This window comes from Cytophagaceae bacterium, from assembly GCA_016722655.1.
Taxonomy (GTDB): domain Bacteria; phylum Bacteroidota; class Bacteroidia; order Cytophagales; family Spirosomataceae; genus Leadbetterella.
This window is the reverse complement of record JADKIR010000004.1, coordinates 1223822-1249379: the sequence shown is the minus strand read 5'-3', so window position 1 is coordinate 1249379 and position 25558 is coordinate 1223822. Positions and strand designations below refer to the sequence as shown.

The following is a 25558-nucleotide window of genomic DNA, read 5'->3' as shown; positions in this document are numbered from 1 at the left end:
TTAGAATTTTTTGTTAAAAATCAATTTAAAAATCCACTTTGCCCCGATTTTGTTTTTTTTCACCGGCTATTTTCTTGGCTTTTAATCTTTCCAGAATTTTTTCCTGACTTGGTTTTGTGGGTTTTCTGGGTTTGTTTTTTTGAAAAGCTTTTTCCAAAAGTCCCAAAAACTTTTTATAGGCCAGTTCTTTGTTTTTTAGTTGCGAGCGGGATTCCTGTGAGGTAACTATAATTTCATCTTCCAGGTTTATATGATTTTTTAATTTTAGCCTACAAACTACTTTTTCTTCTTCATTCAAAAATTTTGACTCAGAAATACTAAATCTCAACTCCACTTTGGTTTCGACCTTGTTGACATTCTGTCCTCCTGCACCAGAACTCCTGGAGGTATTTACCACTAATTCCGACCAAAAATCAATATTTTTTACTTCTTCAGGTTTCATTCCAGGCCTTTTGCTGCTGCTTTATCAATCCACAGTTTTCCATTGAAATGCTTTCTCAGAACCGTTGCCGGCAGCATTTCAGATACCGGTTCTGTACTCATTTGTCTTACAATGTCCGATTTGGCTTTGCCGGTGGCAATAACCATGGCTTCTTTTGCTTCCAGAAGATGCTTTAATCCCACTGTGATTCCCTGCGTAAGTGGTGTGGCCGAATTGAAGTATTTTTGGCCGATAGTTATCGTTATTTCTTCCAGATCTGTCACCTGACAATAAGAATCAAAAGATGAGCCCGGCTCATTGAGGCCAATGTGGCCGTTAACTCCCAATCCTACTAAAATAAAATCCAGCCCACCTTTTGAAAAAATCAGCTCGTCCACCCTTTCACATTCAGCCTGAAGGTCTGTGGTCATGGAGTCAAAAAAAGTATATTGAGAGGCAGGAATTCCCAGTGGTTTCAATAAATTTTCCTCTACAATATATTTACAACTCCCTTCGCTTTCGCCTGATACACCTACCCATTCGTCCAAACCAATGATGGTCGCATGTTTAAAAAGATCTTTCGAGGCCGTTTTGGCAATATGCCGGTAAGCAGCTATTGGCGTATTTCCTGAAGTCAAGACCATGGTGGCATTGGGTTTTTCTTTCAAAATACCCATAATATGCCCGGCCAACGCAATGGCCAGATCCTCAGAATTTTCAAAAATTTCGGTTTGCATTATTATAAAAATTTCTCAAAGAAAAGAATAAATTAATTTTTAGCTGAACGATTCCCTCAAAATCTTCAAACATCGGTCTAATTCTTCAACGGTTGAGCTTGCAAATCCCAATCTGGTGCAATTTTTAATTTTATCAGTATCATGAGTTGCCCCATCACTGAAATACATTCCTTTTTTGAGTGCCGTTTCAGCAGTTTTCTTCATATCAATTTTAGGATCAAACTGAGCCCAGACCGACATTCCGCCTTCTGGAATCTGAAATTCAATTTTTCCGGAAAAGTCACTACTTAGTTTTTCGCAGAAAAAATCTCGCCTGGTTTTATATTCCTTCAATGACCTACGCAGATGTTTCTGAATTATTCCCTCATGAAGAAGCTGAGCCAGAGCATTTTCGAGCATATTGTCGCCCTGCCGGTCAATCAGTCGCCGGTGATGCGATAAATGCTGAATAACATCTTCGGTAGCCACCAAATAACCCACCCTGAATCCCGGTGAAATACTTTTGGTAAACGAACCGGAATAGAGCACCCTTCCATTACTATCGGCACTGGCCAGAGGCAACAGCGGGCGGCTCTGATAATGAAAGTCATAATCGTAGTCATCCTCAAAAATGATAAAATCGTATTTTTCGGCTAACTGAAGCAGTTTTACCCGTCTGTCGGCTTTCAAAGTGTAAGTGGTAGGGTAGTTGTGGTGAGGGGTAACGTAAAGCAATCTAATTTTTTGTTTTTGGCAAACAATTTCCAGGGCGTCGGTGTCAATACCATATTCATCGGTTGGAATTTCAATTACTTCGGCACCGGCTTGTAAAAAGCTTATGCGGGCACTCAGCCAACCCGGCCAGCCCATAGCTACTTTGTCGCCTGTTTTTACTAAACCCAGATTGGTCAGATATAGGGCCATAATTGTACCCCTTACTATCAAAATATTGTTTTCATTGATTTTCAGGCTCCTGCTTTCATTGAGATAAGACGATAATTCTTTTCTCAGCCAAAGCAAGCCCGCAGTATCTCCGTAGCCCAGTTTTTGGTAGCTGTTTCCATACAATAAATTGCTGCGATAGGCCCGGGCTAGTTCAGGTAATGGGGCTAGTCGTGGATCAGGAAAACCATCATCGAGGTGTAAGAGGTCGGTTGCTTTTATGGGTTCTCTGATCAGAAATTCCTTTTCGCATAAAAAAATCCGGCTTTTTTAGGTCTTTCTCCTGTTTCAATCAGAATTTTTTGTGGATTTATAACCGGAATATTCCTGGGCACAAAAGTGCCGCTTCCCGGCAGTGTTTCCAACCAACCCTGCATTTGCAATTCACTATATACCTGGGTGATGGTCTTTCTGTGCACCGAAAGCAACTCACTCATAATTCTGGAACCCGGCATTTTAAACCCCGGAGGGAGCAAACCGGATTTTATCAAACCAATGATTTGAGTGCCTAACTGACTGTAAACAGGCACTTTCTGGCCTTTCTCTATTTTAAGATGCGATTTGAAAGGAAACATAAACCGGACTACTAGTTATCTAAAAACTGGACGACAATGCCCATCCGGTAAAGATATATTTTTGTATCAGGAATTCAAAAAAACAAATGGAAATAAAAATTGCCCGCTCCGAACAAGACTACCTCAAGTGTTTGGAAGTTTTGAAACATCTGCGTCCTCATCTATCTGCCGAAATTCTTTTGAACCTTATTACCGAGATGGAAAAAGAGTCTTACACACTCATTTACGCAGAAGAAAAAGGTAAAGTGACCTCAGCTTGTGGGTTTCGTTATTTGACCACACTATTTGAGGGTCGGTTTATTTACATTGATGACCTGACCACCGCTCCCGAATTCCGGGGGAAGGGTTATGCCGGAGCTTTGTTTGACTTTGTAGTCGAAAAAGCAAAATCCGAGGGTCTCAATGCGGTTCATCTCGATTCGGGGCATCAACGATATGATGCTCACAGGTTGTATCTCAACAAAAAAATGAAAATCGTTTATCATCATTTCAGATTAGGCCTAAAAGAATGATTCTACTGGAAAAAAATAAATACTTTCTCTGCGAAAAAGCTCTGGAATCAGTTCAGATAAATCATTTTTTTGCAATGTCAGTTATCAGGAATCATGTAAATGGGCAGGTTTTTGTAAACCATGCCGATAATCCTGAGGTTTTTTATGTGAAACATCCTTATGGAATGTCTCTATTGTTTGGAAAAACGGATGATGAAAACTTTAATAATTGGCTTAAGAAATATATTTCGGGCGAAAAAACCAATCATGAATATTTGCAGGCTAGCCCAGATTCATGGGACGAAATATTCCAGGTTTGGTTTTCAAATATTTGGTCAGAAACCGAAAATAAACAAAAAATCTGGCTTCAAACCCGTGCAAATTTTGAGTTCTTGCCCAATGAATTCCATAAATATTTCCCTGAAACGGGAAACCGCGAAATTGTAAAAATTGATAAAGAAATATTCGAAAGTTTCGAAGGCTCTGTGGTTCCCAATGTTTTTTGGAATAATGCTGAAGATTTTTTGCAAAAGGGCCTAGGTTTTTGTCTGAAAGTCAAGGGCAAGCCGGCTTCCATTGCTTTTTCATCTTTTGTCCATGAGCCCTATTTTGAGATTGGCATCGAAACGGCTGAAGAATTCAGGGGAAATGGGCTGGCAAAAATCGTGTGTTCAGAGTTAATTGATTTCTTGCAAAATAACCGGTTTATTCCCGTTTGGTCATGTAGAAAAGGCAACTCTCAGTCTTATTATTTGGCACAAAAACTTGGTTTTAAACCCTCATTTGAAATACCTTATTACATATTATGATAAAGCAAACTCCCAAAACCACCCCCAGTCGCTCGGCAAAAAGAGCCTCATATGACGAAGCCACAATTAATTCCATATTGGATGAGGCCATGTTCTGTACAATCAGCTATTCGGTTGACAACCAGCCGTTTTCGATTCCAACGGCTTTTGTCAGAAAAGAGGATAAACTATACATCCACGGCTCAGTCGGAAGTCATTTTTTAAGAGAAATAGAAAAAGGGATTCCGCTGTGTATTTCGGTCATGCTTGTAGATGATCTGGTAGTGGCCAAGTCGGCATTTCATCATTCAGTCAATTATCGTTCTGTGATAATTTTCTCAAAAGCTGAAAGAATCAATGATTTTGATACCAAATGGGATTTTTTCAAAGAATTGACCGAAAAAATTGTACCCAGCAGCTGGGAATATCTACGCCCTATGAAAGCCGGTGAAGTTAACAAAACTATGCTTTTGAGTTTTGATATTTCGGAAGCTTCGGCCAAAATCAGACAAGGAATGCCCATCGATGATGATGAAGATCTTAGCCTTCCGATTTGGTCAGGATTAATTCCCGTTCCACCCAAAAGACTGACGCCTATCGCCGATGAATTCAGCAAAGATATTCCGTTGCCCGATCATTTAAAAAATCACGCCTAATTTCAAAGAGGCTTCAGGATAAAGCATTGGCAGCGTATAGGTAGTTTGGTCAACCGGAACATTTTGGTCGCCACCCACACGAAGGCTCATGCCGGCCCAGGGTGAAAGGTAAAAGTGTTTGTTGAGCTTAAGATTGTATCCAAGACTTCCGTTAAGCAATGAATTTTGGAATTTGGCGGTTTGTTGTTTGGCTTGAGTTTGGATTTTACTTTTCCAATACACCAAACCACCGCCAAACCACAAGCCTGACCAGCTTTTTTTGAAAAATCTATCCACCACAACAGCGTATGCCTCCACATGGTTGTTAGAAAAATTCTTATTGATACTCCAGTCAGGTTTGTTGACTGAAGCTGTCAAAACTCTTAATCTCCAGTAACCTTTCCCGGCAAATCCCGCTCCGAAGTATCCTCCGGTAATGTAGGGAAGGGCGTCAAGTTCAATCCCAGCTTTTATTTTTTCCTGAGCTTTAATTTCAAAAAAAGAAACCAGAAACAGGTAGAAAAATAATCGTTTGATTTTCATATTTACGATAATTAGAAACTTGCGAGGCCTTTTCTGATCATAGGGTCATCTTGATTGAAGACCTGATAAAACTCATTGGTAAGGCCTTCTTTTTCATTTCGTTTCCAGATGTTCCTGGCAATCAGAGCTTTGGTATAAAGTTTTATGTAATCTTTAGATAAAGCAAAATCTTTTTCTGAGAATTTTATTCCTTTTTGTTGAGCCGTTAATTTCAGGCCGGCCAATACTTTTTCGTCCAGATTATATGAAGAAAGGTACTTTTGGAAGCCCATAGCTTTAAGCTCATTTTGATGCTCTTGCGTATATTTCATAGAAAACTCCCTGAAAATATTCTGGGCAAAAAGTTCAACAAGGTATGGCGTATAATAACTCGTGTCCTGAGGTACAAAAACGTCTGGAGTGATTCCACCACCTCCATACACGGTGCGACCACCTTTTGTTTTGAATTTCAGTTTCTGATTAAACTTAATGCTATCTTTTACAAACAATTCTTTTTGACTGAACCTTTTGTGCATGTCTTCCATGTATTCTTCACCATGACCCAACGTGTAGGGTTTCTGGATACTTCTGCCACTGGGTATGTAATATCTCGAAATCGTCAGGCGTAGTTCTGAGCCATCAGAAAGTTTGATAGGTGCCTGTACGAGTCCTTTTCCGAAAGTTCTTCTTCCTACAATAGTGGCTCTATCATAGTCCTGCAATGAGCCACTTACAATCTCTGAAGCAGAGGCACTGCCTTCGTCAACCAATACTACAATTTTACCTTTTTCAAAAATCCCGTCTTTTTCTGCTTTAACTTCATAGTTATTGGCTTTATCTTTTCCTTTGGTATATACGATGACACCATTTCCACCGACCAACTCATCCACAATGTCAGTTGCTTTGTCCATATAACCGCCAGGGTTATCTCTCAGGTCAATCATCAGCTGCTGCATTCCGGCAGATTTGAGGTTTTTGAGGTGAGTTACAAACTCATCATAGGTGGTTTCTGCAAAACGATTAATTTTGATATAGCCCGTCTTTTTGTCGGCCATCAGATAAGCTGCATCGATGCTGAATGTCGGAATCTTATCTCTTTTTACATTGAAAAATAGCGGTTTTCCGAATCCCTTCCTTTTTATTTTAAGTTTTACAATAGAGTTTCGGGGTCCACGGAGACTTTTGAATACTAAATTATTATTGAGTTTTTTCCCGGAAAGATTCATCGTATCGGCCTGAAGAATAATATCTCCTGTTTTTATACCTACGGCTTCAGATGGTCCTCCACTAAGGGCAGTGACCACGTAAAGTGAATCATTGAAAATATTAAACTCTACTCCAATTCCATCAAAACCATCATGAAGGTCAGAACTAGCTAATTCAGCCTCCTGTGGAGGTAAATAGGCAGTATGTGGATCCAACTTTTCAAGCATTTTAGTAATACCAAATTGAGAAAGGGAATCTATATCCACTTCGTCAACATAACTTTTTTGAATATTTAATAATACTTCATTAAAAATTTTACCAGACGAAAATGTTTGAGAATTGAAAGTCTTTTTTCCGAAAATCGTAGCTCCCAGAAAAATCCCTAAAGCTACCGAAACGGAAATTATTAAAGGGATAGAAGCAGTTTTTTTGTCGCTATTTTGATTCATCAAAATCTTTTTAGAGTGTTAGAACCACAAATTTTGAAAAAAATTGTCGTAAATAATATTCTAAAACCAAAAAGCTAGCAATTGGTTTATGGAAAAAGATGTTTCTTCGCAAATATTAGAATCGATTTAACGTTTTAATACTGACCATAAAAGAAAATTCCTTCATATTGTTTGAATATTCTTAAAAAATTTAAAACCTTTGGAAAAAAATTGGTTATCAGTGTATAACCAATCAAAACGTGCTTTTTAAAAAATATAATTTTAAGTGAAAAACCAATTAATTGCTTTCACTCTTTTTTTCTTTATTGCCTCTTATTCCAGTGGTCAAATCTCTTATCGTACAAGATATAAAAAGGCATTGACTGTCGAGGTTTTTGGTGTAAGTCCAATTGCATCAATAAACTATGAAAAAGCATTTAATCGAAAAATGAAATCCTTTAATACATTTAGAGTAGGGGCTGGCTTGGTACCCGGGTCTATGTCATGGATTGGCCTTAAAGATGGCGGACTATCACTACCAATTGCTGTAACTCAAAACGTTAATCTTAATAATCTGAAAAAGAGGGTAAAACACAGGGTGTCATTGAGATGTAAAGCGACTCCATCAAAAGTATCAGTCGAGTGGTTCGGTGAATTTGGATTGAGTTATACGCCAGTTTTATATGCCAATGAAGTTCCACGAAATTATATTTTTGGAATCGTAGGACTCAGACAACAAATTGTAATTGATATTCCACCCAAACCTAAAGTAATATTCCTCAAGATTCAATATACACCCAAATATTATCAAAAGCACTTTTCTTATTTTATTGATTCTCACACCAGTAGTATTGCGGGAATTTCACTTGGATTCTCTATTTAAAAACAAATCCTTTATTTTTGGGAAAAAATTATAATGGCTTCTTTTACCCATCTTGATGCTTCGGGCAATCCGTCAATGGTCGATGTTGGCGATAAGACGGTAACACACCGTGTTGCAGTTGCGAGAAGCATAGTTCATATTTCGGATGAAATCATGGCATTATTTCAAAATGACGAGATTCAAACCCAAAAAGGGCCAGTTTTTCAAACCGCAATTATAGCAGGTGTTATGGCTGCAAAAAAAACCGGTGATTTGATCCCTCTTTGCCACCCTATTGGAATGGATAATTGCCAGATTAAAATAAAAGTTACAGGCAAAAACACCATTGAAATTATTTGTGAGGCATCGGTAAATGGCAAAACAGGCATTGAAATGGAAGCATTGACAGGGGCTAGTGTTGCTGCATTAACAATTTACGATATGTGCAAAGCTCTTTCTCATGATATAGTTATTAAAGAAACCAGATTAATCAAAAAAACCGGGGGAAAGAAAGATTTTGTTTTGAATGAAAAGGTGTGAAAAATTATTTTAGAAATATTTCTATTGAAAAAACACGAAAAACATCCGTTTTTGACTAAGCCAAATATTGGAAACTGGGGAAGGAATGAATTTGCACTAATTGGGGCTCCATGTGAGGTAATAAATCAAATTGCCGGAGAGATTATTTCTGCACTTTCAGGAAAATATAAAATTGCTTTTGTTGATGCTGATCACAAAGCCGACCAAAGTTTTGATTCTATTGATTTTACAAAATTTCAGGATAAAATTTCTCATTTCAATATTAGCAAAAAGGAACTTTCTGATTTTGGTAAAAAAGCCTTGTTGAATGATTGTGATATAATTCTGGTAAACGGTAATCATTTCACCGCAGAAAAGCAGGTTCTATTAATCAATCAAATGAAAGAAGATTCTTTAAAAAAGAGAGAATGTCAATTAACAGATGTAATCGCAATACTTAAAACCGATGATTCGCCTGTTTTTGATTGGTTAAAAATGACAAATCAGCCTGTTTTGTCAAAAGAAAATACTTTGGAGCTTATTCCGATTATTGAAAAAAGTTTGAAACCAGTACCCTTGAATGGTTTAATTTTGGTGGGAGGCAAATCGGAACGAATGGGTGAAAGCAAGGCAGATTTGTGTTATTTTGACAATCTTCCCCAAAGGGATTACCTATTTAAAATAATGGAAGAATCCGTAATAGAAACTTATTTTTCTGTTGCGGAAAATCATAATAAACATAATGAAATTGCTGATAGTTTTCTACAAATGGGACCTTATGGAGCAATACTTTCGGCATTCAAATTTAATCCGAATGTAGCCTGGTTGGTTCTTGCCTGCGATATGCCTCTTGTCGGTAAAAATGAAATTGATTTTTTAATACAAAACCGTAATCCATCCAAAATTGCAACCGCATGCTACAATCCCGAAACCAATTTTCCTGATCCACTTTTCACCATTTGGGAGCCCAAAGCTTATCCGGTATTATTACAATTTCTGTCACAGGGATATTCCTGTCCAAGAAAAGTTTTGATAAATTCAGATGTTCAGCTTATAAACTTGCCCAATCCGACAGTTTTAAAGAATGTGAATACACCGTTGGAAATGATGACTCTTTTAAAAAACAAATAAAGAGCCGACCAATCTGGTCGGCTCTTTATCGAAATTATTTCTGACTAAACCACAACTCTGTGGTATGATACTCAGGTTTATCTCCACCGTATTTTTTCAAAGTTTCAAGATTCCATACATATTCAGAATTGTATCTTGGACGAATTCTGTAGGCCAACTTGCCGGCATTGTCGGGGTACAAACTTGAAGTAAATGTCAAACCTTTGTAAATATTGGCATCATAATGATATTTACGCATATCATTCCAGGTTTCGAGGAATCCAAAACCAAATAATGCTATATATTTTTGCGTCATTATCTGACTTAGAGATAACTCAGAAGCACTGGCCGGGACAATTGAAGGCTTAGCCAAAAACGCTGCTTTAGCTGCTGCATCGATTTTAGGTGTTGGATCAATCGTATATTTATTCACCATATCAATACTAGCAGAAATGCCATTTTTATAGGCAGTAAGTGCCATTTCTTTGTCACCTTTAATAAATGCTGCTTCAGCTTTAATGAACTGCATTTCGGCATAAGTCATTAATGGGAAAGGTGCGGCATTTCTAAATAAATATTTACCAGGTGTAGCTGCAGTTGGAGCTCCTACTATACCCCATGGCGTTGGAATACGAACCGCAGCAGTAGTAACTTCAGCTGTATTTGCAGTATGTCCTCTGTAAACACCATCAGTTGAAGGAACCAAAATACTGCTGATACGAGGGTCTCTGGCTCCTTTAAAAACAGTGCTATCCATTAACCCTACTATGAATTTTGTTTGCCTGAAGGCATTCATATTGGCACGAGTAGGTCCCCAAAAACTAGAATTAGTTGAAACTGTACCATCAAAAGCTACCATTGCATCATCATTGATACTTGCCATAGCTTTGTCTGCATATTCTATCACTTTATCTGGATTGTAAGATGATTTATTAATCAAATTATTAGCATTCCTTGCGAGTAAACCGTAAGCAAACTTAGTCCATTTTGCCCTATCACCTGCATAAATTTTATCCCCTCTGGTCATATAAGCTTGTGAAACAGCACCATCGGTTTTTGCCAAAAGACCAATACCTTCGTTTGCAAGTTTAACAACCTCTGCATAAACTGCTTCCTGCGAATCATAATCAAAGGTTTTACGTGTCTGGTCGAAAGCTTGAGTAAGAATGATTTCTCCATGCATATCGGTGGTCATTTGCCAGGACCATGCTCTCATCACTTTGCCTAAGCCGAGTAAATCCCAACGGGATTCATTTTCTGCACCTTCCATCATAAGACTTAAGTTTTTGCCTAAATCCCAATAGGCCATACGCCAAATCTGGCCCCCATTATCACTACCAGGGTCATATCCATACCTATCCCAGGTATTTTGAGCTGTACTATGAGCAAAGTTTTGCACATATTTACCTAAAAACCTTCCATCAAACTGTACTGCCAGAGCCATTTGTGCCTGCATCGCAGGAATCAACACTACGGGTTCAACTACCTGTGGGAAATTGGGATTAGTATTTACGTCAACAAACTCCTGACATGATACCAACAAGGTAAATCCCAATCCAAAAGTTAAATATTTTAATATTTTTTTCATTGTTAATCTCATTTTTATAGTCCTACTTTCACACCAAAACTTAAACCTCTCGGGGTACTGATCACACCATAATCAATACCAGATCCGCCACTTCCTCCAACACCAGCAGTTACACCATTTACAGAAGGATCTGCACCTGTATAATTGGTAAGCATAAATAGATCTGTACCTGTTACAAATACTGAGGCTGATTGAAATACTCTGGTTTTTTGAATAATAGAAGTTGGAATTCTATATGACAAAGTAATATCTTTTAGTCGAAGCCAATTGATGTCTTTTTCTATAAAATCTTCTTCAATAAAAGTAGTTCTATAATAGTCATTTAAAGTATTTGGTACTATTTCTTTAGTATTTGGCGTAGGCGTGTCGGTATTTTCTTTTCCATCTCTTAAAACACCTTTGATAACTCTAGGAGTTTCCCTGTCAAGGGTTTTAATACTGATCCCATTGTTATATAAATAGAGTTCATTTCCATTAAAAACATCTCCTCCTTTTCTAATATCAAATAAAAATGAAAGATTAAAATCTTTATAAGTGATATTATTACTTAAGCCTATCATAAAATCAGGATTTCGATCACCAATGTTTGCGAAAACTGCAGTGTTTCTAATTGGAAGGCCAGTAGTTGGATTTATTAAAATATCTCCAGCGTTATTTCTGGTATATGCAGTACCTGTTAAAGTTGTTAAAGGAAAACCTGGCTTAACTCCGTTCCTAACATTTTGATAAACCCATGTGTCTGACACGTAATATTCTGGAAGGTCTTGTGGTAAACTCAATAGTTTACTATTGGTTTTTGTAAAGTTAACCAACATATTCCAGGTTAAATTGTCCCTTTTTACAGGAATACCGGAAAGTTGAATTTCAAGTCCTTTGTTTTCCAAAGTACCACCATTAAATACTTGTAATACAAACCCTGTTCCATAACTTAGTCTGAGGTCTTTTACAATTTGATCTTTACTTGTTGAATGATAATATGCAACATCCAGACCTAAACGGCCTCTATAAAACTTCAATTCAGTTCCAATCTCTTTTGAAGTAGTTAATTCTGGTTTCAAATCAGGGCTGGGTCCTGTAAATCCATATCCATAACCGCCACCAGTAGTAGTTTTATTTTCTAGTCCAGGGTAAAGACTATAAGCCGGTGCATCTTTTCCAACTTGGGCAATAGAAGCTCTTAACTTTCCAAAAGTAATTACATTTGAATTTTTCAAAGCAGGAAGTTCGGTAAATACAAAACTAAACTGTGCCGAAGGATAGAAGAAGCTATTGTTAGCTCTTGGTAATGTAGAGGTAATATCATTTCTACCAGTAAATGTCAGATAAACCATATCATCATAGTTTAGGGTAGCATTTCCAAAAACCCCAACCAGTCTTTTTCTAACCAGATTATTTAATGCCCTGTGAGTAGTTAAATCTGTATTGTTTATGGATGTAAATTCATAGTCAATAAATTTCTCACCCCTAACCGAAGCAACTGTATAATTGTTATCATAAATGGCACTACCCAACATTAAAGAAGTATGCAGTTTTCCAAATGATTTTTTTCCTGTTGCAAAATACTGGAAGTTGAAGTTTCTGGTATTGTCAACATAAGTATCAATACTACCACCCACGCTTTGGGCCCTTTGTGATTCAGGGTGATATTTTAATAAACCCTGAGTGGAGGAGACATCCAAGCCCACTCTGGCAGTCAGATTTAACCAGGAAAATGGATTATATTTAAATGCAAGATTTGTGATAACCCTGTTATTTTTATCTGAATTTTGATTTTTATTTACATCATAAAACGGATTATCAACATCGGCATCACTACTCGCATCAGAAACAAGTCTTCTTCTGGTACCTGCAGGGGTTAAATATACACTTGCGTCGTCATTGGCAGGCCAACCTAAAAGCCCCAACAAATAACCACCTGTACCTCTTGCTGCTTTTATGTTGTTTGAATTAGAATAAGCCATCGAAGCTTCAGAAATAAATTTATCACTAAACTTTGTGGTTCCAGATAGAGTTATATTCATCCTATCATATTTTGTATTAGGAACAACTCCAGTTTGTGTCAAATATGCTGTGGCCAAGCGATAAGTAGTCATATCGTTTCCACCTTCTATTGAAATCGAGTGATTTTGTTTGGAACCGGTTTGAAAAAAGCTTCCAATATTGTCATACATCTGAGTGCCTTCGGGATATGCAGCTCCAAATTGTCTTCTAACATTCAAATCTGTTACACCATTAACGCCTTGAGCATATTTAGTTTGAATTTCAGGGAAACGATAAAGTTCATCAAATCTAAAAGTATTACTATAGGTAACTTTACCTCTTCCTTTTTGGCCTTTTTTGGTGGTAATAATAATTGCACCTGAGGCAGCATCAATCCCATACAAAGCAGCAGCTTCTGGCCCTTTCAATACAGTGATTGATTCAATGTCCTCTGGATTTATGTCCGCACCCCTGTTAGTATAATCATTTGTACGATTAAAAACTGAACCGGTAACTGTTCCTGGTCTGTCTGATGAAAGATATCCGGTGTTAAAGGTTTTGTTATCGACTGGTAAACCATCAATAATATATAAGGGCTGATTACTGCCGCTTAATGAGTTAACCCCTCTAAGCATGATTGAGGTTGAAGAACCCGGAGCTCCGGAAGTACCGGTTACTGTCAATCCGGCAACACGGCCTTGAAGTGCATTGGCAAAGTTTTCACGCTGAGTATCAGCCAAATCTTTACCTTTTACTTCCTGAACAGCATGACCCAATGACCTTTTTTCTACTTCAGTTCCAAGAGCAACAACCACAATTTCTTTTAGGTCTGAAATAGTAGATATCAATACAACATTGATTTCAGAACTATTTCCAACTGTTACATTTTGTGGAGCATACCCAACAAAACTAAATGTAAGCTTTGACCCGGGTTTTGCAGAGATCTTGAATTGACCATTTGCATCTGTTATTGTACCTTGATTTGTGCCGTTAACTGTGACACTCACGCCTGGTAATGTAGAGCCATCATCAGAAGATGTAACATTTCCGGTGATTAATTTTTCCTGGGCTAATGCATGTTGAGTAACAAACATAAACAGCACTAGTAACCCAAATAGGAGAGTTTTTTTCATATTGTTAATAGTTTATTAAATGAATAAAGGCAATTTATGAAATTAATCCTTTTCTAATCTTAAAAAAATAAAATATTTTAAAAATTTAAGCAATTTGCAATTTTGGAAAATGGGTGTTATGATTATTAATAGATTGGGATTATAAAAATTACTTTTTTGGTTTACTTTTGATGTTTTCAAATTAATTTCGAATAGTTTTATAGATATTTATTTGAAAATGCAATAATGATTTCTCCTCAAGCTGCTTTAAAAATCGTTCTTAACACAATACTTCCTAACAAAGTTGAGAAAATACTATTGGAAGATGCATTTGGGAGGACTCTAGCAGAAGACCTTATTGCCGACCGACCTTTCCCCCCATTTGACAGAGTGACTATGGATGGTATTGCAATCAATTTTCAAGAATTTGAAAAAGGGAAAAGGGAATTTGAAATTTTAGGAATACAAACTGCAGGTGAAGCCCCAATAGGAGCGAAAAACAATTCCGGATGTATTGAAATTATGACCGGAGCAATGCTACCTGATGGTTTCGATACAGTTATTAGATATGAAGATTTGAAAATTTTCGGAGGGATTGCGAATGTCATTTCCGAAAAAATAAAACCAGGTCAAAACATTCATTATAAAGGTTCTGATGCCACCTTGGGTCAGGTTATAGTCGAAAAAAGCACTAAAATTAATGCAGCTATCATGGCAGTGGCTGCCACCATTGGTAAGTTGGAATTGTTAGTAACCTCAAATCCAAGAATTATCATTTTGGCAACCGGTGATGAATTGGTGCAAGTAAATCAAACTCCAAAAGACTATCAGATTAGGGCATCAAATACTTGGGCGATAAGCTCGATATTGAAAAAAGAAGGTTTTGATGCAGAAATGTGTTTGCTGAAGGATGAGCCCCAAATTCTTGAAAGAGAAATTTTTCAAATGCTTCAAAAATATGATGTTTTGATTTTTTCAGGAGGTGTATCGATGGGGAAAAAGGATTATTTACCAGAGATTTTAGCCTCATTAGGTATAAAAAACATTTTCATAAGATTTCACAAAAGCCTGGTAAACCTATGTGGTTTGGAAGTACTGAACAAAATATCATTTTTGCTCTTCCCGGAAATCCTGTTTCTTCCTTTTTATGTACGGCTCATTATGTACTTCCCTGGCTACAAAATCATGTGGGGGAAAAATCAGAAATATTTCAAAAAGTTAAATTGGAATCTGAGGAAAATAATCCCTTTGACCTTACTTTTTTTAAGCAGGCAAAATTAAAAAACGAATCAGGAAATCTGCTGGCAAAAAGCCTTCCAAACAACGGCTCAGGAGACTTTGTAAACCTTTCAAAATCAGATGGTTTTATTGTTTTTCCTCCCAAAGCAGAAGGTCGGTATTTAATGGGTGAAATTGTAGATTTTCTTAAAATCAGTTGATTGTATGTATAAACACGAATTAAGAAAGCTATATAAAGCAAAACGGCTGGAGTTAAGCCCGGAATTGGTGGCAGAAAAAAGCAAAAAAATCCATGACCTGCTTTTCTCCAGACTGATGATTCACCGTTACTCTCCGATTCATGTTTTTTTACCAATTCATGAAAATGCTGAGCCAGATACTCATTTAATAATCAATACTTTACAAAAAGATTTTGCCCCGGAAATTTTTATCAGTAAAAGTTTGCCTGATGGCGAAATGATTCACACACTATATGTGCCCGGAATGCAGCTAATTAAAAACAATTGGGGAATAGAAGAGCCAAAAGAGGATTCTGACTTTTTGAATTCCAAAGAGTTCTTCCGGAAATATGAAAATGAAGACATTCTGGTTTTGGTCCCACTTTTGATTTTTGATAAAAAAGGCCATAGGGTAGGTTATGGAAAGGGTTATTACGACCGTTTTTTAAAATTTGGCGATGATTATATGACAACAGTCGGACTCAGCTTTTTTGAGCCGGTTGATCTCATTGAGGACCTCAACGAATTCGATTTTCCTCTGAGTTACTGCATTACTCCGGAAAGAATCTGGCATTGGTGAGAAAACTGTGAGGGTCAGACCGTCGGTCAGACCTCTACTTGGCTATTTCATCTCAGAATTCATGTAAGCTAACCATAAAATCATATCGGCAGAACCATCCATAGTGGGTTCATTGGTTGAATAATCCTGGTAATCATCCCAATATTTGATATGGTCTGGCTGCAAGTGGGCATATTCGTCAGGTTCAGAAAGTTTGATAGCCAACATTTTGTCATGAATTTTTGACCACAGAGGTCCATCTGTCAGACTACCTTTGATACTTTTTTTCTCCAAAATCCAAAAAGGCATGTGTACGTCTTTGGGGCTATCTTTTCCTTCGGGTATTTCGGTAATCATACTTGTGCCCCATGGGTTTAGCCCCAAAAGCCAGTTGGTATGGTTTTGTAAAAGGTCGTCATAATCATGGCTTCCGGTCATTTTATTAAGCAAAATAGCTTGTGTAGCCACCGCAGTTGCGAGGTTATTGGAACACCAGATAAACAAATGACCCACACCATAAGCGTTCTGATTGGCCTTTTGCCTGATTCTTTCCAGATTTTTTTGATAATAATCTATAGCCAATTTTTTATCATTCTTGTTTCCGGCCTGCCAAAGAGCAAAGTGTCCCATATTTACAAATGGATACATTTCATAATGTGAAGCAGTGTCTCTTTCCATCCACGACCAAGTGTTGATTAACCGGGCATATCTTCGGGCATCTTCAAGATATTGTTTTTTACCGGTACATTTATATAGCTCGGCGGCAGCCCACTCCATATCGTCAGCCCAGGTGTTTTCTTCATAGCGGTATGGTGCACCAAACGAATTTCCTTGCTGATATCCCTCCTGTTTTTTGCCCATTTCATAAAGCTCTTTGGCTGCTTTCAGACATTTTTCTGAATATGATTTTTTTTCAGAAAAACCTTTAAAAACCTGATAACCCAGTGCCATAGCTGCGGCTGACCGCCCCGCTACATTGGCGATTCCGGTGGCTTTACTTTTATATTTCCCAAGGCCCTGAGGTGTGCCCGTGGCACCATAAACTGGTCTGAAACTATTTTTTCCCCATCCATAATTTGCCTCATCTTCGTGAGGAAGTTTAAAACCACGATGGTCACGGTCGTCGGCTACCTGATGATACAATGAGTTGGCGGTGGGATGTAACCTGAAAATCCAGTCAAGTCCCCAAGTGGCCTCATCAAGTACGTCAGGGGTGCCATTAGGGGTGCTTTGAGCCAGAGAATCAGCCATGTCTTTAAAACCTTTGGGGTACATAAGGTAGGCCTGAAGCATTCTGGCCGTTGCATTGCTACCGGTAATTAGATATTTGAGCTGATCGCCCGCATCATGCCAGCCTCCTCGGGCATCAATTTGGGTTGAATCTTTTATATGTCCATAAAATGCAAGTCCATCTTGCTGATGACAGGGCTTTCCGGTATAAGCATTGAAACCGCAGCGTTGGGTTTGCATAAACCGCACCACATCTTCCTGCCAGGCAGAATATTGACCTATTTTGAAAGTTTCAGATTTCTTATTTTCTACTGTAAAATAGTATTCGCCGGTTTGTTTTTCCTGAGAAAAATCTATTTCATATTCAAAAGAAAAAGGTGGCAAGGGGCTTGTATTTTTTAATTTTGCAGGAAATGACTTTTCAAAAGTCCCGGCTGTGTTTTTTAAGATTACCGAGCTGTTTTTTATTTCATTTTTACACAAAATCAGGGCTCTCTTAGGTAAATCAGGTAAATATCCGGCCAGATTGACTCTTATTTCGATTTCTTGCGAAATGGCTGAAAATGAGATAAATAAGAATATCGCAAAAGTAATTATTTTATTCATGCCGGTTTATTTGATCGTTTTTCGTTTAAGATTTTATTTTCCTGAAATTTTTCAGAAGGAGATTTTTAAAACGAAAATATAATTTTGTTTTATCGAAACCTTCTTAAATTTGTTAAAATTCGGATTTTATGGAAATCACTTTAAAAGAAATAGAAAAAAACTTGCTGACACTTCCAGATAATCTTTGGGGGCAAGTTAATGATTTCGTAATTTTTCTAAAGCAAAAATATTCAGACGATTTGCCTCAGTGGCAAAAAGATGAATTAAAAAAAAAGAATATTTTATTTCTGAAAACCCCAGTTCAATTATTAAAGAGGCTGAAATGGAATATTTTTTAAACAGTTTAGACAATGAAGGCAAAAATTGAATATTTGCCTTTTGTTAAAAATGATTTAGAAGAAGCTTTTATTTGGTACAAAAAAATAAATCCAAAATTAGCCATCGCTTTATTCAAGATTATAAAACTCAAATTAAACATATTTCAGAATTTCTACTTTCCTGCGAACAAAAATTTAATTCAATTAGAATCTCATTTTTGAACTCGTTCCCTTTTGGAATTCATTACAAATACAAGAAAATAGAAAATATTGTTGTCGTTTATGCCGTATTTCACACTTCTAAAAATCCGGAATTATTTGAAACAGTAACTAAGATTACTTCGTAACAGCCAACCCCACAAAAGAATCAGCCGTACCATAATACAAATACCATTTCTTTTTGTAAAAAACCAAGCCTTCTGAAAATGTAGTCCCTGCTTTATATTGGCCGGTTACCTCATGGGGCAGACTGGGTTTTAGAAAAGGTTTTTCTGATCGTTTTTTAACAGTGTGCATATCTTTTGCGTCAAAAACTACATAACCCACCGAATACGTACCCGTTGGCAGCTCATTGCTTGCCATTTCGGGTTTATCATGATTTTTACCGTTGTAAATGAGCGTAATGCCTTTTTTGGTAATGATGGCGGGAGGGCCACATTCAGTGAGGTTACTGTCAAACATCCCTTTGCGGGTGGTAATCACATATTTTAGATTTCCTGATTCATCGAGTTCGGGGTACCAGTCAATCAGATTATCAGACCAGGCTAGATTTACTCCCAATTCGCCCCAATACATCCAGTATTTCCCATTGATTTGGGCTGCCACGTATTCATTTCCTTCTTTTCGGGTCAAAATAGAACCCGATTTGCTGGCCATATTTTTAAATTTCTCGTCATAGGCCTTCTGAAAAGCCGGTCCTTGTTTTTCCCATTTCAATAAGTCTTTCGAAAACGCAATGGATAGTCGCGGAGTGTCATAATTCCATGAAGTGTACGCCATCACATAAAGGCCTTCTTTGGTTTTTACTACCCTTGGGTCTTCACATCCGCCGGGTGCATCCCATTGCTCAAAGCCATCTTTTGAAGGAAATAAAACCGGCGTAGGGTATTTTTTAAAATTTACGCCATCGGTACTTTCTGCCAGACCGATGCGGCTGGTTCTGCCTCCCAAATGTGCTTTAGGGTTATCTTCAGCCCTAAATAATACCATAATTTTGCCATCTTTTACCACTGCCGCCGGGTTAAAAACATCAGCTTTCTGCCATTTTACCGGCCCGCTTTTCATAGGGCAATCAAAAACAAAAGAGGAGTCAGCCGACAGTACAGGGTTGATTTTGGTTTTTTGAAATTTATGGAATGGGATTTGAGGGTTTTGAGCTAAAGAAAATAATAATATATTGTTAAAAAGAAATACCAGTAAGACTTTCAATTTCATATCATTTTAAGGTTTTTACAAAGTAAAAGTAGATTCTTTATTAAAACCAGACTATCAAAAAATAGAATTTCTTTTTCTAAATTCCATTTCTTCATTTTATTTTTTCTTTCCTCATCTCTTTCCATTATTTTTGCAGTCCTTTTACACCCATCATACAAACTAACAAATAAATTACAAAAGGAATAGACCTCTCCTTTTGATTTTTAGTAAAATACCCTGCCATGGGTCGGGGGGTACCAAATTACAAAAACAAAATGAAAGTTGCAGTTGTAGGGGCTACAGGATTGGTTGGTAGCGAAATCCTCAAAGTTTTGGCGGAAAGAAATTTTCCGGTAACAGAAATTATTCCGGTGGCATCAGAAAGAAGTATCGGAAAGAAGGTCACATTTAAAGGTAAGGAATATACCGTAGTAGGTTATGATACTGCTATTTCGATGAAACCCGATGTAGCGATATTCTCAGCAGGAGGTGATACTTCTACTGCTATTGCTCCTAAGTTTGCCGAGGCCGGCATCACCGTTATCGACAATTCATCGGCATGGCGTATGGACCCCACCAAGAAATTGGTTGTACCCGAAGTTAACGCCGATGTGCTTACCGCAGAAGACAAAATCATCGCAAATCCTAACTGCTCAACCATCCAAATGGTCGTAGTAATGAAGCCTTTGCACGATAAATATAAAATCAAAAGAGTGGTAGTTTCTACATACCAGTCAGTAACCGGAACCGGAAAAGCTGCAGTTGATCAGCTTTTTGCAGAAAGAGCCGGTGACGAAAGTGTGACTAAAGTTTACCCACATAAAATTGACCTCAATGTTCTTCCTCATATTGATGTTTTCCTTGAAAATGGATATACAAAAGAAGAAATGAAAATGATATTGGAGACCAACAAAATCATGGGTGACGATAGTATTAAAGTGACAGCCACTACTGTACGTATTCCTACTATTGGTGGTCACTCCGAAGCGGTAAACATTGAATTTGAAAACGATTTTGATTTAGCAACGGTACGTGAGCTATTGGCAGCAACCGAAGGCGTGATTGTGCAGGATGACCCGGCTAACTTTGTGTATCCGATGCCGATAAACGCACACGGTAAAGACGAAGTTTTTGTAGGTCGTATTCGCCGTGACGAATCACAACCCAAAACGCTCAACCTGTGGGTGGTAGCTGACAACCTGCGTAAAGGTGCCGCAACCAATGCCGTTCAGATAGCGGAGCATTTGTTGAAAAAAGGATTGATCTGAAACAGAATATCAATATGAATCAACGAAGTCCCGCTGGAAAACCGGCGGGATTTTTTATTTTCAAAAATGAATCAAAAACACAAAGGTATAATTCTGATGGCTATTGGGGCGATTTGCTTCTCTGCCAAGGCAATATTTATAAAACTCACCTATCAGCAATTTGATATTGATGACATCACCTTGCTCACTCTTCGATTTGGAATGTCATTGCCATTTTTTATGATTATTGGTCTTTTCAGATACAAAAAGGGGCATTTCAAGGCAGTATCTGGAAAAGACTTCGGGATAATCGCATTGCTATCCCTATTGGGATACTACTGGGCCAGCTGGTTTGACTTTCGTGGATTGCAATATATTTCTGCCGGATTGGAAAGAATCATACTTTTTAGTTATCCTACCCTGGTCATTATATTTTCAAGTATTTTTTTGGGTAAAAAAATCAGCCGGAATGGCGTCATCGCATTGGTTATCACCTATCTGGGAATCGCTATTATTGCATTAGATCCTAAAATTTTAAGTTCAAAAAACTTCGCATTAGGTGCCGGGTTGGTTTTAATCAGCTCTGTTACATATGCCTTGTACCTTACATTCGGGGGTGAAATGATCAAAAAATATGGCTCTATTAATTTTAATACGCTGGCAATGATATTCTCTTCAGTTTACGTCATTATCCACTTTAAAGCCTTTACAAATGTAGCAATATTTGAACTACCCGACGGTGTTTACCTCTATGGATTGGCTTTGGCTATTGTCAGTACCGTGATTCCTACTTTTTTGGTAATGGAGGGTATAAAATTGCTCGGTGCCGGGCTAGGCTCAATAGTTGGAAGTATCGGGCCTGTGGCAACGGTTATTTTGGGATATATTTTCCTTGGTGAAACTTTAAGTTTACAGGAGATTCTGGGTTCTGTATTGGTGCTAATTGGAGTTTTGATCATTGGGAAATAAAACTTCACAGAACCCAATAATTTAAACTTCACAACATCCTGTTCACCGCCAACTCCACCCCGCGTAATTCGGCCAACCCTTTTAATCTTCCTATTGCTGAGTACCCAGGATAGGTAGTTTTACTCAGGTCGTCCAGCATCTGGTGCCCATGATCAGGACGCATGGGTATTCGGTTATTTTTTAAACCCAGACTTTTTCGCCTCCTTTCTTCTTTAACTACTATTTTGATAAGCTCTACCATATCGACATCGCCGGTAAGATGGTCTGCTTCATGAAATATCAGAGGACGTCCCGAAATTTCGTCTGTCAACTCCCTTTTTGTAGCTCTGAAATGTAAAAAATGTACCCTATCGGCAAATTTCTCTAAAATTCCAGCTAAATCATTGTCTGGCCTTACTCCCAGAGAGCCAGTACAAAAAGTAATCCCATTGGCATTTACCTCTGATGCGTTCATTAGAGCTGATAAATCTGCTTCCGTACTTACAACTCGTGGCAATCCTAGAAGCGGAAAAGGAGGGTCGTCGGGGTGAATACACATTTTTATTCCCAGTTCTTCTGCAAAAGGAGTCACCTCTTTTACAAAAAAATGAAGGTTTTCTCGAAGCAATTCCTGACTAATATATTTATAATTATCAAGTAAACTCTGGAAAGTTTCCAGATGAAAAGCCTCCATGCTACCTGGGAGTCCCAAAAGTACTGTATTTTGTAATTCAGCTTTTTCTTCGGAGGTCATTTGGTCAAACCTTTCTTTGGACTTTGAGATTGTTTCCTCTGTATAGTCAGAGTCAGCCCCCGGTCTTTTTAGAATATACAAATCAAAAGCAGCAAAATCATTCCAAACATACCTCAGTGCTTTTGAGCCATCAGGCATTTCATGATCCAGTTTTGTCCGGCTCCAGTCTAGTACAGGCATGAAATTATAACACACCGTTTTTATCCCGGCATCTGCCAGATTTTTTAAAGATATTTTATAGTTTTCGATAAATTTATTTCTGGAAGGAAGTCCTTTTTTGATGTCTTCGTGAACCGGCAAACTCTCCACTACTTCCCATTTTAGTGGTATGTAATGGTCATTTTCTGCTTCTATGATATCAATTCTCTCTTTTATAGCCTCCCAAGTCCATACTTCCCCTACAGGTATCTGATGTAGTGCACTTACTACGCCTTCACAACCCGCTTGTCTAAGATCCATCAAACTCACCGGGTCATTAGGCCCAAACCACCTCATTGTATGTATCATCGTATTTTTAGTTGATATAAATAATGCTACAAAATTAAAGTTCATTTCTGCTATTTCAGCAATATTTTAGTGAATTCAATAATACTATTCAATCACAAGTTTTATAGTAATGTGAAGTTATGAAAAATTGGCTTTCCCATTTTTCAAAAAAAATCCCCTCCCATTTTAAAACAGGAGAGGATTCTCATTAAAACCTATTGTCAGGCCATACCAACCGACCTAAGTTCTGCTTCGCTTACATTGGACATTCTTTGTTTTTCATGATCCCAAATAATTTTTTTACCCAATCTCAACGAAGCGGTTGCCATATGAGCCGATATCGCTTCTTCAAATCCCTGCTGAATATTACAGCTTGGGGTTCCACCATGTCTGATGCAACTCAACCATTCTTTAATATGCAAAAACGTTGAGTCTACGCGTTTGCCGTCACGATATGTATACATCATACCTTTGTTGGCAAAATATTTCGCGGTAGCACCAGACACAGCATCAACACCCTTAGCTGATGGATTATAGCTATACATTGGAACGTCGGTTTTTACCAAACCCGACTCTATCATTTCTTTATATCTGGTTGACCGTGGGTCAGCCATTATAGTCAGTTGTGCACCCAATTCAAGAGTGGCATCATGACCCATAACCAAAGTACCTCTGTCGTATTGGTTACCCAAAGTAGATGTATAAAGAAATGTCATACCTTTTTCTTTGCCTTTTTCTTGTGAAGTTCCTGTAGTAAAATTCGGAAATTCCATCACAACCTGTAATACATCCGGGACTTCTCTACCATCAATATGAGTATATACACCACCAGAAGCCATCACTGAATCAGGAATTCCCATTTGCAAAATAGTATTAATCCTGTCATAATCGTGTGTCAACAAGTCACCCGATAATCCGGTGCCGTAATCCCACCATTTTCTCCATCTGAAAAACCTCTCTGCATCAAACTCCCTCTTAGGGGCATTTCCTAAGAATTGTTGCCAATCTATGGTTTTTGGACTGGCTTTTTCATGTATATCATACTGCCAGGCACCATTATCATCGTTTCTGTTGGTAGCAACCTGAATCAATGATACGTGACCCAATACATTTTTCTTGATAATATCCTGAGCAGTTAAAAAACTCTGGGTTTGTCTGTGTTGGTGACCAAGCTGGAATTTCACCTTTGTGTCTTCAATAGTTTTTTTCAAATCATAGGTTTCCCCCACCTTGTGAGTCATACATTTTTCTACATATACATGTTTTCCGGCTTTAGCTGCAGCTTTGGCCATCGGAGCATGCCAATGGTCAGGAGTCGCAATAATCACGGCATCTATATCCGGGCTTGCCATCATTTCTTCATAATTCAAAAACCTCTTTGGCTTGTTACCGTCAACAGATCCCGCCTCAATTGCCGCCTCGGCTCTTACATCAAAAACATCACAAACACCATTCAGCTTGATATTTAGTTTTTCTTGTTCCAAAAACTCTTTCAATCTCAAATCTTTCGGATTTTCAAGATTGTTTTTCTTCATATCTTCTTTCCATTGATTGGTTGCAAAACCAGCTGCCCTGAGTAGCTGCTCACCCCTGATACCAAAACCAATAATACCAATTCTGAGGGCTTGTCCATCCATCGCTCCACTTACTGGTGGTTTGGCAGCTTCAATATTTAATTCTTTAAAAATCTGTTCTTTAACTGATGCGTCTGTATTTTTTTTACTTTGAGCCACACCCCAAAAAGCACCTAAAACCGGTACTGTAGCCAGCCCTTTCAGTACATCCCGTCTATTTATTTCGTTATTATCTTCTTTCATTTTAATTCATTTTTTAGTTTTAATCCTCTTATTTTCTTTTTAAAAACTGGTCAAGTCCAACCAAACCACTTGTCGGAAACAATGCCAACACCACTAAAGCAGCAGCTTCAATCAGATTTTTGTTAATAATCAGATAACTCCCCTCACTAGGCATAGCAAATGTGTACCCTATCATAGGTGGGTGAGACAAATAATAAAAAACCAATAAAACAACACCACCCCAAATCGCCGGTTTAACCAAAAAACCAACTATTAATGCCAAACCAATCAAAATTAACCCCCAAATATTCATTGTATCTACCACCTTCATCAAACTCGCATTGGCTGCCATCGACTCAAACATTTTGGCAAAAAGCCCCTTAGAGTCCACCAGGTATCCCGATGCCGACCAGTTGTCATTCCAGAGCTTAACCACTCCTTCATACAAAAAATGCCATCCTATAAAAAGCCGCAAAACCACCAGCGACCACAGTTGTCCTTTAGAATATCCACTAATTTTCATACATACATAATGTTATAGTTTAAAAATCGGCCAATCCCTGACCGGTTGAAACAATCAACAACGCAAGCTAAAATCCACCAAACGTCCTTCCTATGGTTTTTGCCATTTCATATCTTGACATTCCTCACAAATTTCCCCTAATTTTTCGTCAAATATTTATATCAACCTGTTTTGTATTTAATTTTTTCATGGCGAGCCCCCTTTCCCTTCTAAGGTCGGTCAAGGGGTCGGGCTATTCGTTACAAGTCCGTCTACGCACCATCCAGCCGCACTACGGGCTTTACACTACTATCCCTCTCGCAGGGAATGAGTTTTAAGCTTTAAGAG

At 38.0% G+C, this 25558-nt stretch carries 23 protein-coding genes and 1 pseudogene; 12 read left to right on the top strand and 12 right to left on the bottom strand.

Annotation, left to right across the window (positions count from 1 at the left end; translation table 11 throughout):
* Positions 1 to 25 precede the first annotated feature (25 nt).
* The 3 genes and pseudogenes from arfB to IPP61_05965 form a co-directional block, all read right to left on the bottom strand.
* Positions 26 to 442 (bottom strand): aminoacyl-tRNA hydrolase, encoded by a 417-nt coding sequence (gene arfB / locus IPP61_05975; GenBank protein MBL0324713.1) that lies wholly within the window; start codon positions 440 to 442, stop codon positions 26 to 28.
* On the bottom strand, positions 439 to 1158 hold the full coding sequence (locus IPP61_05970; protein ID MBL0324712.1) for a glucosamine-6-phosphate deaminase: 720 nt from the start codon (positions 1156 to 1158) through the stop codon (positions 439 to 441). The genes arfB and IPP61_05970 overlap by 4 nt, the downstream gene beginning before the upstream one ends.
* 39 nt (positions 1159 to 1197) lie before the next feature.
* A pseudogene (locus IPP61_05965) lies at positions 1198 to 2654 on the bottom strand (PLP-dependent aminotransferase family protein).
* An 86-nt stretch (positions 2655 to 2740) separates the two neighbouring features.
* On the opposite strand from IPP61_05965, the gene IPP61_05960 reads away from it, so the two are divergent.
* From IPP61_05960 to IPP61_05950, 3 genes are read left to right on the top strand one after another with little or no spacing between them, the layout of a single operon-like run.
* Positions 2741 to 3166 (top strand): GNAT family N-acetyltransferase, encoded by a 426-nt coding sequence (locus tag IPP61_05960; protein ID MBL0324711.1) that lies wholly within the window; start codon positions 2741 to 2743, stop codon positions 3164 to 3166.
* The gene (locus tag IPP61_05955; protein ID MBL0324710.1) at positions 3163 to 3954 is read left to right on the top strand and encodes a GNAT family N-acetyltransferase; all 792 of its coding nucleotides are present in this window, start codon (positions 3163 to 3165) and stop codon (positions 3952 to 3954) included. Before IPP61_05960 ends, IPP61_05955 begins: the two co-directional genes overlap by 4 nt.
* Positions 3951 to 4589, top strand: coding sequence for a pyridoxamine 5'-phosphate oxidase family protein (locus IPP61_05950; GenBank protein ID MBL0324709.1), 639 nt, complete (start codon positions 3951 to 3953; stop codon positions 4587 to 4589). The genes IPP61_05955 and IPP61_05950 overlap by 4 nt, the downstream gene beginning before the upstream one ends.
* On the opposite strand, the gene IPP61_05945 is transcribed toward IPP61_05950, so the two are convergent.
* Positions 4572 to 5111: a hypothetical protein gene (locus tag IPP61_05945; protein MBL0324708.1), complete on the bottom strand. Its 540-nt coding sequence runs from the start codon at positions 5109 to 5111 to the stop codon at positions 4572 to 4574. The genes IPP61_05950 and IPP61_05945 overlap by 18 nt on opposite strands.
* Positions 5112 to 5122: 11 nt before the next feature.
* Positions 5123 to 6745 carry a S41 family peptidase gene (locus tag IPP61_05940; protein MBL0324707.1) on the bottom strand — a complete coding sequence of 541 codons (1623 nt, stop codon included), beginning with the start codon at positions 6743 to 6745 and terminating at the stop codon, positions 5123 to 5125.
* A gap of 265 nt (positions 6746 to 7010) precedes the next feature.
* On the opposite strand from IPP61_05940, the gene IPP61_05935 reads away from it, so the two are divergent.
* The 3 genes from IPP61_05935 to IPP61_05925 are packed head-to-tail and all read left to right on the top strand — an operon-like array spanning position 7011 to position 9236.
* Positions 7011 to 7607: a hypothetical protein gene (locus IPP61_05935; GenBank protein ID MBL0324706.1), complete on the top strand. Its 597-nt coding sequence runs from the start codon at positions 7011 to 7013 to the stop codon at positions 7605 to 7607.
* Between the two features lie 33 nt (positions 7608 to 7640).
* Positions 7641 to 8126, top strand: coding sequence for a cyclic pyranopterin monophosphate synthase MoaC (gene moaC, locus IPP61_05930; protein ID MBL0324705.1), 486 nt, complete (start codon positions 7641 to 7643; stop codon positions 8124 to 8126).
* 24 nt (positions 8127 to 8150) lie between these two features.
* Complete coding sequence (locus IPP61_05925; protein MBL0324704.1) at positions 8151 to 9236, top strand: NTP transferase domain-containing protein; 1086 nt, start codon at positions 8151 to 8153, stop codon at positions 9234 to 9236.
* Between the two features lie 34 nt (positions 9237 to 9270).
* On the opposite strand, the gene IPP61_05920 is transcribed toward IPP61_05925, so the two are convergent.
* Together IPP61_05920 and IPP61_05915 are read right to left on the bottom strand one after the other, a co-directional pair.
* On the bottom strand, positions 9271 to 10803 hold the full coding sequence (locus tag IPP61_05920) for a SusD/RagB family nutrient-binding outer membrane lipoprotein (protein ID MBL0324703.1): 1533 nt from the start codon (positions 10801 to 10803) through the stop codon (positions 9271 to 9273).
* A gap of 14 nt (positions 10804 to 10817) precedes the next feature.
* Entirely contained in the window at positions 10818 to 13916 is a 3099-nt protein-coding gene (locus IPP61_05915) for a SusC/RagA family TonB-linked outer membrane protein (GenBank protein MBL0324702.1), read from the bottom strand.
* A 225-nt stretch (positions 13917 to 14141) separates the two neighbouring features.
* Between IPP61_05915 and IPP61_05910 the strand changes: the two genes are divergently transcribed.
* From IPP61_05910 to IPP61_05900, 3 genes are read left to right on the top strand one after another with little or no spacing between them, the layout of a single operon-like run.
* Complete coding sequence (locus IPP61_05910) at positions 14142 to 15176, top strand: molybdopterin molybdotransferase MoeA (protein ID MBL0324701.1); 1035 nt, start codon at positions 14142 to 14144, stop codon at positions 15174 to 15176.
* On the top strand, positions 15119 to 15334 hold the full coding sequence (locus IPP61_05905; protein ID MBL0324700.1) for a hypothetical protein: 216 nt from the start codon (positions 15119 to 15121) through the stop codon (positions 15332 to 15334). Before IPP61_05910 ends, IPP61_05905 begins: the two co-directional genes overlap by 58 nt.
* A 4-nt stretch (positions 15335 to 15338) precedes the next feature.
* On the top strand, positions 15339 to 15932 hold the full coding sequence (locus tag IPP61_05900; GenBank protein ID MBL0324699.1) for a 5-formyltetrahydrofolate cyclo-ligase: 594 nt from the start codon (positions 15339 to 15341) through the stop codon (positions 15930 to 15932).
* A gap of 42 nt (positions 15933 to 15974) precedes the next feature.
* Here IPP61_05900 and IPP61_05895 read toward each other — a convergent pair whose 3' ends face one another.
* Complete coding sequence (locus IPP61_05895; protein ID MBL0324698.1) at positions 15975 to 17747, bottom strand: glycoside hydrolase family 9 protein; 1773 nt, start codon at positions 17745 to 17747, stop codon at positions 15975 to 15977.
* A 350-nt stretch (positions 17748 to 18097) separates the two neighbouring features.
* Here IPP61_05895 and IPP61_05890 point away from each other — a divergent pair, with 350 nt between their 5' ends.
* Positions 18098 to 18286, top strand: coding sequence for a hypothetical protein (locus IPP61_05890; GenBank protein MBL0324697.1), 189 nt, complete (start codon positions 18098 to 18100; stop codon positions 18284 to 18286).
* A gap of 114 nt (positions 18287 to 18400) precedes the next feature.
* Here the strand turns inward: IPP61_05890 and IPP61_05885 are convergent, their stop codons facing one another.
* Positions 18401 to 19498 (bottom strand): hypothetical protein, encoded by a 1098-nt coding sequence (locus IPP61_05885; GenBank protein MBL0324696.1) that lies wholly within the window; start codon positions 19496 to 19498, stop codon positions 18401 to 18403.
* A gap of 254 nt (positions 19499 to 19752) precedes the next feature.
* Between IPP61_05885 and IPP61_05880 the strand changes: the two genes are divergently transcribed.
* A complete protein-coding gene (locus tag IPP61_05880) occupies positions 19753 to 20745 on the top strand; it encodes an aspartate-semialdehyde dehydrogenase (protein MBL0324695.1) in 993 nt (330 codons plus the stop codon).
* 66 nt (positions 20746 to 20811) lie between these two features.
* Positions 20812 to 21693, top strand: coding sequence for a DMT family transporter (locus tag IPP61_05875; GenBank protein ID MBL0324694.1), 882 nt, complete (start codon positions 20812 to 20814; stop codon positions 21691 to 21693).
* A gap of 28 nt (positions 21694 to 21721) precedes the next feature.
* Here the strand turns inward: IPP61_05875 and uxuA are convergent, their stop codons facing one another.
* The 3 genes from uxuA to IPP61_05860 all read right to left on the bottom strand — a co-directional run bounded on the left by uxuA (position 21722) and on the right by IPP61_05860 (position 25231).
* Positions 21722 to 22921: a mannonate dehydratase gene (uxuA, locus tag IPP61_05870; protein ID MBL0324693.1), complete on the bottom strand. Its 1200-nt coding sequence runs from the start codon at positions 22919 to 22921 to the stop codon at positions 21722 to 21724.
* Between the two features lie 212 nt (positions 22922 to 23133).
* The gene (locus IPP61_05865; GenBank protein MBL0324692.1) at positions 23134 to 24729 is read right to left on the bottom strand and encodes a Gfo/Idh/MocA family oxidoreductase; all 1596 of its coding nucleotides are present in this window, start codon (positions 24727 to 24729) and stop codon (positions 23134 to 23136) included.
* Positions 24730 to 24757: 28 nt separating this feature from the next.
* The gene (locus IPP61_05860; GenBank protein ID MBL0324691.1) at positions 24758 to 25231 is read right to left on the bottom strand and encodes a DoxX family protein; all 474 of its coding nucleotides are present in this window, start codon (positions 25229 to 25231) and stop codon (positions 24758 to 24760) included.
* Positions 25232 to 25558 lie beyond the last annotated feature (327 nt).

Excerpts from the sequence above, each read along its gene's own strand:
- arfB (MBL0324713.1), bottom strand. The coding sequence starts at position 442 with ATGAAACCTGAAGAAGTAAAAAATATTGATTTTTGGTCGGAATTAGTG.
- IPP61_05970 (MBL0324712.1), bottom strand. The coding sequence starts at position 1,158 with ATGCAAACCGAAATTTTTGAAAATTCTGAGGATCTGGCCATTGCGTTG.
- IPP61_05960 (MBL0324711.1), top strand. The coding sequence starts at position 2,741 with ATGGAAATAAAAATTGCCCGCTCCGAACAAGACTACCTCAAGTGTTTG.
- IPP61_05955 (MBL0324710.1), top strand. The coding sequence starts at position 3,163 with ATGATTCTACTGGAAAAAAATAAATACTTTCTCTGCGAAAAAGCTCTG.
- IPP61_05950 (MBL0324709.1), top strand. The coding sequence starts at position 3,951 with ATGATAAAGCAAACTCCCAAAACCACCCCCAGTCGCTCGGCAAAAAGA.
- IPP61_05945 (MBL0324708.1), bottom strand. The coding sequence starts at position 5,111 with ATGAAAATCAAACGATTATTTTTCTACCTGTTTCTGGTTTCTTTTTTT.
- IPP61_05940 (MBL0324707.1), bottom strand. The coding sequence starts at position 6,745 with ATGAATCAAAATAGCGACAAAAAAACTGCTTCTATCCCTTTAATAATT.
- moaC (MBL0324705.1), top strand. The coding sequence starts at position 7,641 with ATGGCTTCTTTTACCCATCTTGATGCTTCGGGCAATCCGTCAATGGTC.
- IPP61_05920 (MBL0324703.1), bottom strand. The coding sequence starts at position 10,803 with ATGAAAAAAATATTAAAATATTTAACTTTTGGATTGGGATTTACCTTG.
- IPP61_05915 (MBL0324702.1), bottom strand. The coding sequence starts at position 13,916 with ATGAAAAAAACTCTCCTATTTGGGTTACTAGTGCTGTTTATGTTTGTT.
- IPP61_05910 (MBL0324701.1), top strand. The coding sequence starts at position 14,142 with ATGATTTCTCCTCAAGCTGCTTTAAAAATCGTTCTTAACACAATACTT.
- IPP61_05900 (MBL0324699.1), top strand. The coding sequence starts at position 15,339 with ATGTATAAACACGAATTAAGAAAGCTATATAAAGCAAAACGGCTGGAG.
- IPP61_05895 (MBL0324698.1), bottom strand. The coding sequence starts at position 17,747 with ATGAATAAAATAATTACTTTTGCGATATTCTTATTTATCTCATTTTCA.
- IPP61_05890 (MBL0324697.1), top strand. The coding sequence starts at position 18,098 with ATGAAGGCAAAAATTGAATATTTGCCTTTTGTTAAAAATGATTTAGAA.
- IPP61_05885 (MBL0324696.1), bottom strand. The coding sequence starts at position 19,498 with ATGAAATTGAAAGTCTTACTGGTATTTCTTTTTAACAATATATTATTA.
- IPP61_05880 (MBL0324695.1), top strand. The coding sequence starts at position 19,753 with ATGAAAGTTGCAGTTGTAGGGGCTACAGGATTGGTTGGTAGCGAAATC.
- IPP61_05875 (MBL0324694.1), top strand. The coding sequence starts at position 20,812 with ATGAATCAAAAACACAAAGGTATAATTCTGATGGCTATTGGGGCGATT.
- uxuA (MBL0324693.1), bottom strand. The coding sequence starts at position 22,921 with ATGAGGTGGTTTGGGCCTAATGACCCGGTGAGTTTGATGGATCTTAGA.
- IPP61_05865 (MBL0324692.1), bottom strand. The coding sequence starts at position 24,729 with ATGAAAGAAGATAATAACGAAATAAATAGACGGGATGTACTGAAAGGG.
- IPP61_05860 (MBL0324691.1), bottom strand. The coding sequence starts at position 25,231 with ATGAAAATTAGTGGATATTCTAAAGGACAACTGTGGTCGCTGGTGGTT.